Here is an 11162-nt window from a genome sequence, read left to right on the forward strand (position 1 = left end):
TCTCTCCAGTAGGTATTGATAGAGTACGCCGCGCAGGTGGCCGCTCAACGCAGAGTTATGCGGATGAGCGGCCGGAGGCGGCGCAAATTATGACGGCACTTTCATTGATTGTTTTTCTTCCAACAGCTTGTCGACTACGGCCGGATCCGCCAGCGTGGAGGTATCCCCCAGATTGCTGGTATCGCCGGCGGCAATTTTGCGCAGGATGCGACGCATGATCTTGCCGGAGCGCGTCTTGGGCAAGGAATCTGTCCAGTGCAGCACGTCCGGCGTGGCGATCGGCCCTATCTCTTTGCGTACCCAGTTACGCACTTCGGCATAGAGTTCCGGCGTCGGTTCTTCACCGTGGTTGAGGGTGATATAGGCGTAAATCGCCTGGCCTTTGATGTTATGCGGAATGCCGACCACCGCCGCTTCGGCGATCTTCGGATGCGACACCAGTGCGGACTCGATCTCGGCGGTGCCCAGGCGGTGGCCGGACACGTTCAGCACGTCGTCGACGCGGCCGGTGATCCAGTAGTAACCGTCCTCGTCGCGGCGTGCGCCGTCGCCGCTGAAGTACATGCCCTTAAAGGTGGAGAAGTAGGTCTGTTCGAAACGCTCGTGGTCGCCGAACAGGGTGCGCGCCTGGCCTGGCCAGGAGTCGACGATCACCAGGTTGCCTTCGCAGGCGCCTTCCTGCGGGATGCCGACGTTATCGACCAGCGCCGGCTGCACGCCGAAGAACGGCCGCGTGGCGGAGCCGGCTTTCAGCTCGGTGGCACCCGGCAGCGGAGTAATCATGAAGCCGCCGGTCTCGGTTTGCCACCAGGTGTCGACGATCGGGCATTTGCCGTTGCCGATCTTGTTGTAGTACCACTCCCAGGCTTCCGGGTTGATCGGCTCGCCGACCGAACCCATGATGCGCAGCGAATCGCGGCGGGTGCCTTCGATCGCCTTGTCGCCTTCGGCCATCAGGGCGCGAATGGCGGTTGGCGCGGTATACAGGATATTGACCTGATGCTTGTCGATCACCTGCGACAGGCGGTTAACGCCGGGGTAGTTAGGCACGCCCTCGAACATCAGGCTGATGGCGCCGCAGGCCAGCGGGCCGTACAGCAGATAGCTGTGGCCGGTCACCCAGCCCACGTCGGCGGTGCACCAGTACACGTCGCCGTCGTGATAATCGAACACGTATTTGAAGGTCATGGCGGCGTATACCAGATAACCGCCGGTGGTGTGCAGCACGCCCTTGGGCTTGCCGGTCGAACCGGAGGTGTACAGGATAAACAGCGGATCTTCCGCATTCATCTCTTCCGGCGGGCAGTCGGCGGATACGCCGTCAGTCAGCTGGTGCCACCACAGGTCACGCCCTTCCTGCCAGTAGCCCGGTTTGCCGGTACGCTGGAACACCACCACGTTGGTGACGCTGGTCACGCCGGGGTTTTTCAGCGCGTCGTCGACATTTTTCTTCAGCGGCACGGCGCGGCCGGCGCGCAGGCCTTCGTCGGCGGTGATCACCAGCTTGGCGTTGGAGTCAATGATGCGGCCGGCAACCGCTTCCGGCGAGAAGCCGCCGAAGATAACCGAATGCACGGCGCCAATGCGCGCGCAGGCCAGCATGGCGACCGCCGCTTCCGGCACCATCGGCATATAGATAGCCACCACGTCGCCTTTTTTGACGCCCAGCTTTTTCAGCACGTTGGCGAACTGGCAAACATCGTGGTGCAGCTGTTTATAGGTGACTTTGTTCGACTGGGCGGGATCGTCGCCTTCCCAGATAATGGCGGTCTGGTCGCCGCGTTCGGCCAGATGGCGGTCCAGGCAGTTAGCCGCCAGGTTGAGGGTGCCGTCTTCGAACCAGCGAATGCTGACGTGGCCCGGGTCGAAAGAGGTATTTTTTACTTTGCTATAAGGTTTGATCCAGTTCAGGATTTTGCCATGCTCCCCCCAGAACGCCTCCGGGTCTTGCACAGACTGTTGATAATATTGCTGGTATTGTTCCGGATTAATCAGGGCGTGTTCTGCAATTGCAGAAGGAATAGCGTGTTTATGCAGTTGGCTCATAGCTTTTCTCCTTTAAGTTGTTAATAGTATGTCAACTGAAGGTTAAGTATAGTTTGCTATGATTCTTTGTTTCTTTTTTGCGCGGCAGATCACGCAACGAAGATATTGATTTGTAATAGTTCTGTCGTAATTGCAGCAGGTATCTATCTGCTTGGTGAAGAAAAACCGTCAAATAGGCGATTTTTGTCAAAAAACGCTATCTAAATAACGAAAAAGAATAACCGCACGCACGATCATTTTATGGGTTTTAAATAATCACGTGATTATTTACCGGCAATAAAATATTTTTTGCTCTTTTCGATTATTAATATTCGATGTTGATATTAATACCCCCGGCGTAGGCCGCCTGGCAGCGCGCGAATTGCGCCGGGATTAACGCTCTGCGAAGGCAATAAGCCTAAGGTTGCAGTTGGCGCCCGGCCAGTCGTGGCGTTCATTTTTTACGCACGATTAAAATATAGCTTCATTATTATGCGTCGGCGTCACTCGGCCTATTCTCATTTTAAGAACTTTTTAGTAACAAAATACAAACATCCGCAGAAGACTAAATATGCAAAATGGGCGACGAACAACGCATTTTAATTGCGTTCAAAAAATCACCGACCAGGCAATTATGTGATTCATTTCACGTAAAATTATTCTTTTAATAACAGTAAATTATGTTGTTTGATATTAAAACGTAAAAATTTTGTGATGTGATTCAACGCACAAGCCTGAAAAATCAAGGCTTGCAGACCAGCCTGCGCAGATGGTACTGATTTATACCGCGTCGCACCAAGGGCAGGTGAACGCGTCCACTGATTAACATAAGCCTGTATCAAATGATTAAGTATTCTCTTCGTGGCGTGGCGGTTAAATGCGGCGGAAAGAGTCTTTGAGGACTTTTTGGGTATGAAAAGTGTAAAAATTAGCCTGGCTTGGCAAATCCTGATCGCGCTGGTGCTGGGTATTATTGTCGGTGCGGTATTGCATAATCAGACCGAGTCACGCGAGTGGCTGGTCAGCAATATTCTAAGCCCGGCGGGCGATATCTTTATTCGCCTGATTAAAATGATTGTGGTGCCGATTGTTATTGCCACTCTGGTGGTCGGTATTGCCGGGGTCGGGGATGCGAAGAAGTTAGGCCGCCTCGGATTGAAAACCATTATTTATTTCGAAGTGATCACCACCATCGCCATAGTGGTGGGGTTGACGTTGGCTAATGTTTTTCAACCCGGCCACGGCATCGACATGTCGACGCTGACCGCGGTGGATATCTCGCAGTACGAAAAAACCACCGAGCAGGTGCAGAGCGGTTCGCACAGTCTGGTGACGACTATCCTGTCGCTGATCCCGTCGAACATTTTCTCGTCGATGGCGCAGGGCGACATGCTGCCGATCATCTTCTTCTCGGTGCTGTTCGGCCTTGGGTTGTCCTCGCTGCCGAAGGAAACCAAAGAGCCGCTGCTGAAGGTGTTCAAAGCCGTTTCCGAAAGCATGTTCAAAGTCACCCACATGATCATGCGCTATGCGCCGATCGGGGTGTTTGGCCTGATCTCGGTAACGGTGGCGAACTTTGGCTTCGCCTCGCTGCTGCCGCTGGCCAAGCTGGTGTTGCTGGTGTATTTCGCCATCGCTTTCTTCGCCCTGGTGGTGTTGGGCGGCGTCGCCCGCGCCTGCAACCTGCGCGTCTGGACGCTGATCCGCATCCTCAAGGATGAACTGATCCTGGCCTATTCCACCGCCAGCTCAGAGACGGTGCTGCCGCGCATCATCGAAAAGATGGAAGCCTACGGCGCGCCCAAGTCGATCACCAGCTTTGTGGTGCCGACCGGCTATTCCTTCAACCTCGACGGTTCGACCCTGTACCAGAGCATCGCCGCCATTTTTATTGCGCAGCTGTACGGGATAGAGCTGTCGCTGGGCCAGCAAATCATCCTGGTATTAACCCTGATGGTCACCTCGAAGGGGATTGCGGGCGTGCCCGGCGTGTCCTTCGTCGTACTGCTGGCCACGCTGGGCAGCGTCGGTATTCCGCTGGAAGGCCTGGCGTTTATCGCCGGCGTCGACCGTATCCTGGATATGGCGCGCACCGCATTGAACGTGGTGGGCAACGCTCTGGCGGTGCTGGTCATCGCCAAGTGGGAACACCAGTTCGATCGCAAGAAGTCGCTGGCGTACGAGAAGGAATTCCTCTCGGCGAAGGTCAAACCGGCCAATCAGTCGTAAGCTGTTCCGCAACCTCCATAAACGCCCCTGGCCTCGCGGCTGGGGGCGTTTTGCCATCCGCCGCCCTCCGCTGACTTGCATCCTCGCTGAACTGAATCTAAAGTGTTATTGAATTAATAGAAATGATAATAAATGTTATTATCATTTTCATTTCTTTATGTATGGACACATTAAAAAGCATTTGAGCCGCGGGCGGATCCGCCGGCGCTCAGCGCTTTTATTCAGGCTTATCAAAGGTAGGTAACATGTTGGAAACCGCTTTGGCCTCTGAATGGCTGCCGTTGGCGCCAGCGCAGCTCGACTTCTGGGAAGAATTTACCTTGCATCCCGACCAGCCGTTTTCCACCGTGGCCCACAGCACCGAGCTGCGCGGCGTGGTGGATGAAACGGCGCTGGGCCGGGCCATCGCCCTCACCATCGCCGAAACCCAGGCGTTTGCCCTGCGGTTCGATCCCGGCGGGGAGGGCCAATCGCCGCAGCTGCGGCACGACCCCCAGCGCATGCCGGCGCTGCGGCGTATGGATGTGCAGGACCAGGCCAATCCCCATCAGGCCGCGCTGCGGTTGATGCGGGCGGACGTCGACCAGCGGATGGATCTGCATCGCCGGCCGATAGCGGCGGTATGGCTGATCAAACTGGGGCCGACGCATTACATCTGGTACCTGCGCGCCCACCACATCGTGGTCGATGGATACGGCATGGCGCTGATAGAACATCGCTGCGCCGCCCTGTATGCCCATTTTCTCGGTCAGGGCGCCGGCGGTCAGCCGCTGGGCGGCTTTCTGGCCTTCCATCGGCAGGAGTTAGGCTACGCCGCCTCCGAGCGCGGCGGCCGGGACCGCCTTTTCTGGCAAGGTTACCTGCCGCCGGCCCCGCCTTTGCCCACGGTGCGCAAGGGCGGCCAGGAGTACGGCATACGCTGCCTGAGCACCAGCCAACTGTTGCCTGAGGCGGTTTCGCGGCGGCTGCTGCAGCTGTCTGAACGCAGCGGCATCGGCTGGCCCGATCTGCTGCTGGCGTTGTCCGCCGCCTGGCTGCACCAGACGATGCCGCATCAGAGAGCCGCGGGGGATACGCTGCCGATGTGGATGCCGGCGATGAACCGCCGCGGGCGGACCGCAACCAACGTACCCGCGCTGGCGGTCAATACGCTGCCGCTGCTGGTCACGCTGGCGCCGGGAGAAAGCCTGGAGCGCTTTTTGCCGAAGATGGCGGCGACGCTGCGTGAGCTGCGCGGCCATGCCGGCTACCGCCTGCGTCAGTTAGCCGCCGACCGGGGCGTTGACGCCAACTCGCGCTTCTTCATCTCGCCGTTTATCAATGTCCAGCCGTTCGATCCGCCCAGCTTTGTCGGCTGCGCCAGCACGCGCCGGGTATTGGCCGGCGGCTCCGGCGACGGCTTTAATCTGACCTATCGCGGCCGTACCGACGCCAGCGATCTGCACGTGGATATCGATGTCTTCATACAGCAGTTTCCGCCTGGGGCGGCGGGCTATGGCGACGCTCTGCAGGGCTTCCTGCAGCGCGCGCTGCAGCCGGGCGGGCTGGCGCTGCCGCTGGATGCGTTGATGGCGGTATCGGCCTGAAGCCAGCGGGCAGGGGGCACCCTGCCCGTGCCATTGCGGGTTAGCCGGCCAGCAGCGCCGCCACGTCCCGCGCATTTTTACAGGGCAGCAGCGCCGTGGTCGCCAGCCGGGTGCCAAAGGCGTCGTTCAGGCGGGCCGCCACTTCTTTGATGTGCGGCAGTTTCAATCCCATCGTCATAAAGGCGGTCTCCTCGCCCCATTCCGGCCGCGGCGCCACGCCGATGGCCTGCCAGTAAATTCTCAGGATCTCGCCGCTGCGTGCGGTTGGCGCGCCCGGCGGCGCAGCGCAGGCATTCAGCGCCGGAGCGGCCTGCTGGCTCACCAACGCGGCGCGGATGCGCTGGCGATCCGTTTTGCCGTTGCCGGAAAGCGGCAGCGTTGCGGCGTGAATAAAGCGCGTCGGAATGTGGGTGCAGGGCAGGTAGCCGGTCGCGAAGGCGCGGAGATCCGACAGGGCCAACGGTCTGCCGTCGCGCGTCAGATACATCGCCCCCAGGGTCGCCTCGGCATTTTCGCCGCTCGGATAGTCCACCACCACCATATCCCGTATCGCCTCATGGCCGCGCAGCACCTGCTCGATTTCCGGCAGGGAGACGCGCACGCCGCGGATCTTCACATAGCCGTTCACCCGGGTGGCGAACATGATGTTGCCGTCAGGGCGATAATATCCGCGGTCGCCGGTGCGGAAGGCGCGCAGCGGCCGCCCGTCGGGGGCTGCGAGGGTGACGAAGTCATGCTGCTTCAGCGCCCCCTGCTCCAGATAACCCAGCGCCAGATTGACCCCAGCGGTGTGAATGCGGCCCACCACGCCGGTTGGGCAGTGGGCGCCGTCATCGTGGCAGATGAAGTATTGGTTGGCCGGCAGCGGCTGGCCGTAAGGCACGCTGCCGGTCTCCTGCGGCGCGATCGGGTGCCAGATGCTCCAGACCGTGGTTTCGGTCGGGCCGCCCAGCGAGAACAGCGCGATGTCCGGGCGCAGAGTGCGCAACAGCTGCACCGTCGCCGGCTTGATGTAATCGCCGCCCTGCGCCACCAGACGCAGCGACTGCAGGCTGGCCGCCGTTTTGCAGGTGAGCAGCATTTCCAGAATGGCGGGCACCGAGCACCACAGGCTGACCCGATGCCGCTCCACCAGTTGGTTCCAGCTGATGGCGTCCTTCTCCTGATGCGCCGCCGGCAGCACCAGCGTCGCGCCGGCGCTGAGCGAGCCGAACAGATCGAACATCGACATATCGTGGTGCGGCGGCGTCACCGAGATAAACACGTCGTCGGCGCTCACCGCCCAACGCTGCAGCGTTTGGCCGAGCACGTTGGCGGTGGCCCGGTTGTTGAGCACCACGCATTTCGGTTTGCCGGTGGTGCCGGAGGTATACAGATAATAGCTCGCGGCGGTGTCGGCGCTGCGCGCCGCCAGCGTCTGGTTGTCCGGCAGCGCCGGCGCGCTATCGGCGGGCGTCAGCAACGCCGCCGGCGTGATCCCATGCGGCGTGTCCAGATCGCCCTGATGCACCACCAGGTCCGGCCGGCAGTTATCCAGCAGGTAGGCGGTGCGTTCCGGCGGTGAATTGATGTCGATCGGCACCCAGATAATGCCCGATAGCGCACAGGCGAGGCTGAAGGTCACCTGTTCCGGGCTGCGCGGCAAATACAGCGCCACCACGCTGCCCGCTTGCAGGCCGCGCCGCTGCAGATTGGCCATCAGGGTGGCGACTCGCTGGCCCAGCTCGCCGTAAGTCAGCCGCTGTTGGTCGCAGATCAACGCGGTATGCGCCGCCTGCTCGCCAAACAGCCGCTCGGCCAGCCGCTGCAGATAAGGATAGGGAACGTGGTCCGTCTCTTCGCCATTGTGCCGGTAATGCCCGAGGTCGATAAAACGCGCCGGCGCGATCTCCAGCTCGCCATCCTGGCAGGCTTGCGTCACGCGGCGCTGCAATGCCTTCAGCATCGCCTGCACCTGCTCGCCGTCCAGCGCCTGTTCGGCGTAGTCGACGCACAGCTGCAGGTTTTTCTCGCTGTCCATCGTCAGACGAATATCGATCGCCACCTGCGGCGTCTGGGTCAGCCCGTCATGGTAACGCACCGGCGCGTCGGCCGGCAGCGTTTCCCAGCTCAGGCAGTTGGTGAGGATCACCGGCAGCGCCGGGCCGCCCTGGCTGCGGTTCAACAGCTGCCGCGCCAGATCCACGCCGGAAAATGTCAGATGGTCGAGCGCGCCGAGCACGTCGTCCTGCAGCGTTTGGGCGCGATGAACAAAGTTTTCTCCGTGGCGGGAGTAGCGCACGGCGACGAAGCTGGATGCGTTGCCTAATTCCCCTGCGGTGGCGGGGAAGGCCACCGGCACGCCAACGCACAGTTCACCGTCGGTGGTCCAGTGCGCCAGCGTATCGAGGATCAGCGCCGAGAGCGTGCTGTTGCGCAGCAGCGCATGGGCGGAACCCAGGCGGCCAAGCTGTTTCAGCGTTTCGCGCGGCAGCGTCAGGCTTGCCCGGCGATAGCGCGAGGCTTTCAGGCCGGCGAGCGGGTTTAGCCAGGGCAGCGTCGACGGCGTGGTGACGCCTTGCAGCTTGCGTTGCCAATAGGCGGCGTCGGCCTGGCGTTGCTCCGCGCTCGCCGCCGGCGCCGGGTTGGCGGGGGCTATCGGAGCCAGGGGCCGTTGATCGAACAGGCGGGCGATCACGGTGGCGATCCCCTGGCCATCGAGGATCAACGCATCGAAGCTGGTGAAGATCAGGCTGTCGTACGGCGATCCTGTCGGATCCTGCCGCTCTGGCAGCAGGACAACGGCGATGCGCCATAGCGGCTGCGTCGGATCGTGGCGCTGGTGGGAATAGCCTTCCCGCAGCTGGTCCGCCTGCCGTTGCGCCGCCTCGTGGCCCAGCGCGCGCAGATCGTGCCGATCCAGATTGACGACCGCCTGCGGCCGTACATGCTGGGTGTGGCGCAGGGGATCGATGCAGGTGCGCAGTGCGGCGTAGTGTTGCACCAGCGCCTTCAGCCGCGCCTCGAGCCGCGGCAGATCCAATCGGTAGCCGCAGTATTCGCGGAAATCGTGCATCGCCACGCCGCCGAGCGGCCATCGATCGCCGCGGCCCAGAAGGTACGCCTGCTGCAGCGGTGTTAATGGTGTCTCCATGGTGCTTCCCTATAGTCGCTAACCGATAAAACAGGGCCGGATGCGCGACGAAGCCGCGCCCGGGAATCGACGTCAAGCCTGGGGCGCCAGCGCCTTCAGCAGCGTCCGCGCGCCTTCCGCCGCGCCGGGGGCGCGTTCGCAGATCAGCGCGGCGAGGGTGGCCGGCGTGCAATGGTTCGCCACATCCTGCGGCGTTAACGCCGTCGCCAGGTATTTGTTGAGCACGCCCAGCACGGCGTTCAAGCCGGCATCCGGCAGCTGCAGCCGGCGAATATCGTCGTCGTCGCTCAGCGCGGCGCCGGGAGCCGCCCGCGCCAGCAGCCGGTGCAACAGCTGGCGAACCGGCGCCTGTTGCGCCAGCGCGTCGGGCACGCAGCGCGCCAGCAGCTGCGACAGCGGCTGGCCAAAGGTGTCGCTTTGCCGGGCGGCCTGACGCAGCAAGGCCTGATAGCAGGCCAGCAGGCGCGGCAGCACCGGTTCCGGGAAAGCGTCCAGCCGCACGTCCCAGTTGATCAGAATACCGTCGTCGTTGTGGGCGACCTGGGCGTCCAGCGCCACCTGCGGCCCCTGCGAGATGACCCAGCCGAGCGGGCCGAAGGTGCGGGTGACCTGCTCGGAAAACAGCGTCTTGCCCCGGATGCCGAAGCCGGCGGTGAACACCACCGGTGAAGGCTGCAGGTTGCCGTGCAGCCGCGACAGGTCGCGCATCACGCTGACGCCGGAGTAATCCGCATGCTCAATCAACTCCGCCAACTGCGCCATCAGGCGGTGGCAGAAGGCGTGCAGGCTTTCCGCATGATCAAGCTCGACGCCCAGCAGCACCAGATTCGAGAAGTCGCCGACTATGTCGTCGGCGCCCTTTAAGTCAGGATCGCGGTGGAACAGCGGCACGTTGAGCCGGAATCGCGTCATACGCCAGCCGTAGCCGACGGTCAGGGCGAACAGCGCCAAAAACAGCGTCGACAGGGTGACGTGCTGCCGTTGGGCGGCGGCGGCCAGCGCCTGGCTTTCTCCGGCGTTCAGCTGCAGGGCCAGGCGGTCGCTGCGGCAGGCGTCCGGCGTGCGCAGCAGGTGCGGTGCGGGCGGCAATTGCGCCAGGCGCTCGCGCCACCAGCGTTGGGCGCGGGCGCGTCGTTCGGGCAGCCCTGGCTCGGCGGCGCGCTGCGCCAGATAATCGAAATAGGCCACCGGCCGGTCCGGGGCCGGGGCGGCCGGGCATCGGTGATAAAACGCCGCCAGATCTTCCAGTAGCCGGCGAAAGCTCATGGCGTCGCCGGCGATCATATCCAGATCCACATGCAGGCGGCCGCGGTTGCCCGGCAGCAGGGTCAGGCTGATGTCGCAGGGCACCCCCTGTTCGAGCGGCAATCGCTGGGTGCTTTTCGCCAGGCGTTTGGCGGCCAGGGCGCGTTCGAGCTCCGCGGCATCGGCATGGCGCCAGTCGTCCAGATGCAGGCGGTGGAGGGGGCCGGGGGCGGCGATGGTTTGCATTCCGTCCCCGGTGAGGCGCAGACGCAGCATCGGATGATGCAGATACAGGGCCGCGACGGCCCGGCTAAGACGTTCGGCGTCCAGGTCGCCGGCATCGAACTCCGCATACAGGTGGGCGGACATGCCCCCCAGCGGCGCGGCGGATTGTCGGCCGACCCAGTAGGCGGCCTGCATGGTGGTCAAGGCTTGCATCAGGTATCCATTTTGCTTCAGCGAACGAGACAGCAAGAATATATCCAAATGTTAATAAGAATGAAAATTATTATTATTTGATCGGATCGGCAGGGAAGTGCTATCAGTAAGGCGCCTGGAAAAAAAATGCGGCCGGTTAACGGCATGGTGAAACTATTTATTTATATTATTCTTAGCATTGCAATAATTCATTGTTGTTTTATCGCCAGCCTTTCTTGCCGGTTCGTCGGGTTTTTTGTCGCGCCTTGTGCGCCATCGCACAGCTCTTTATTGATAATGATTTGCATTAGAAAATGCAAAATATTATCATTCTTAACATTATTTTACGTTTCCATACAAAAATCTGCCGGCAGCGCGCCGGGGGACTGGCCGTGGCTGGGGTGAACCCGTTCGGCCGGGAAGGGGAGTTGTTCTGCTGCAGGGATAAGCGACACAAAGGCCAGGAAGGCCGCGAGTGCCATTGTCTGTGTGAGTGTCGGCGTTTACCTATGTAAAAAATCAAATTT

5 protein-coding genes are annotated in these 11162 nt (G+C 61.3%); 2 read left to right on the plus strand and 3 right to left on the minus strand.

Annotated features, from left to right (window positions below; translation table 11 throughout):
* Window positions 1-87 precede the first annotated feature (87 nt).
* The gene (acs, locus tag CKW09_RS01455; protein WP_061799711.1) at window positions 88-2046 is read right to left on the minus strand and encodes an acetate--CoA ligase; all 1959 of its coding nucleotides are present in this window, start codon (window positions 2044-2046) and stop codon (window positions 88-90) included.
* A gap of 891 nt (window positions 2047-2937) precedes the next feature.
* Between acs and gltP the strand changes: the two genes are divergently transcribed.
* Both gltP and CKW09_RS01465 read left to right on the plus strand, forming a co-directional pair.
* Window positions 2938-4254, plus strand: a complete 1317-nt coding sequence (gene gltP, locus CKW09_RS01460; protein WP_061799710.1) for a glutamate/aspartate:proton symporter GltP — start codon at window positions 2938-2940, stop codon at window positions 4252-4254.
* Window positions 4255-4499: 245 nt separating this feature from the next.
* The gene (locus CKW09_RS01465; RefSeq protein ID WP_095095136.1) at window positions 4500-5840 is read left to right on the plus strand and encodes a condensation domain-containing protein; all 1341 of its coding nucleotides are present in this window, start codon (window positions 4500-4502) and stop codon (window positions 5838-5840) included.
* Between the two features lie 40 nt (window positions 5841-5880).
* Here CKW09_RS01465 and CKW09_RS01470 read toward each other — a convergent pair whose 3' ends face one another.
* Complete coding sequence (locus CKW09_RS01470) at window positions 5881-8973, minus strand: amino acid adenylation domain-containing protein (RefSeq protein WP_095095139.1); 3093 nt, start codon at window positions 8971-8973, stop codon at window positions 5881-5883.
* A gap of 72 nt (window positions 8974-9045) precedes the next feature.
* The gene (locus tag CKW09_RS01475; protein ID WP_095095140.1) at window positions 9046-10656 is read right to left on the minus strand and encodes a condensation domain-containing protein; all 1611 of its coding nucleotides are present in this window, start codon (window positions 10654-10656) and stop codon (window positions 9046-9048) included.
* Window positions 10657-11162 lie beyond the last annotated feature (506 nt).

Origin of the sequence: Serratia ficaria, assembly GCF_900187015.1 — a bacterium.
In the GTDB taxonomy this organism is placed as follows: Bacteria; Pseudomonadota; Gammaproteobacteria; order Enterobacterales; family Enterobacteriaceae; genus Serratia; species Serratia ficaria.

What these genes read in the sequence shown, in the direction of transcription:
- acs (WP_061799711.1), bottom strand. Translation starts at nt 2,046, where the DNA reads ATGAGCCAACTGCATAAACACGCTATTCCTTCTGCAATTGCAGAACAC.
- gltP (WP_061799710.1), top strand. Translation starts at nt 2,938, where the DNA reads ATGAAAAGTGTAAAAATTAGCCTGGCTTGGCAAATCCTGATCGCGCTG.
- CKW09_RS01465 (WP_095095136.1), top strand. Translation starts at nt 4,500, where the DNA reads ATGTTGGAAACCGCTTTGGCCTCTGAATGGCTGCCGTTGGCGCCAGCG.
- CKW09_RS01470 (WP_095095139.1), bottom strand. Translation starts at nt 8,973, where the DNA reads ATGGAGACACCATTAACACCGCTGCAGCAGGCGTACCTTCTGGGCCGC.
- CKW09_RS01475 (WP_095095140.1), bottom strand. Translation starts at nt 10,656, where the DNA reads ATGCAAGCCTTGACCACCATGCAGGCCGCCTACTGGGTCGGCCGACAA.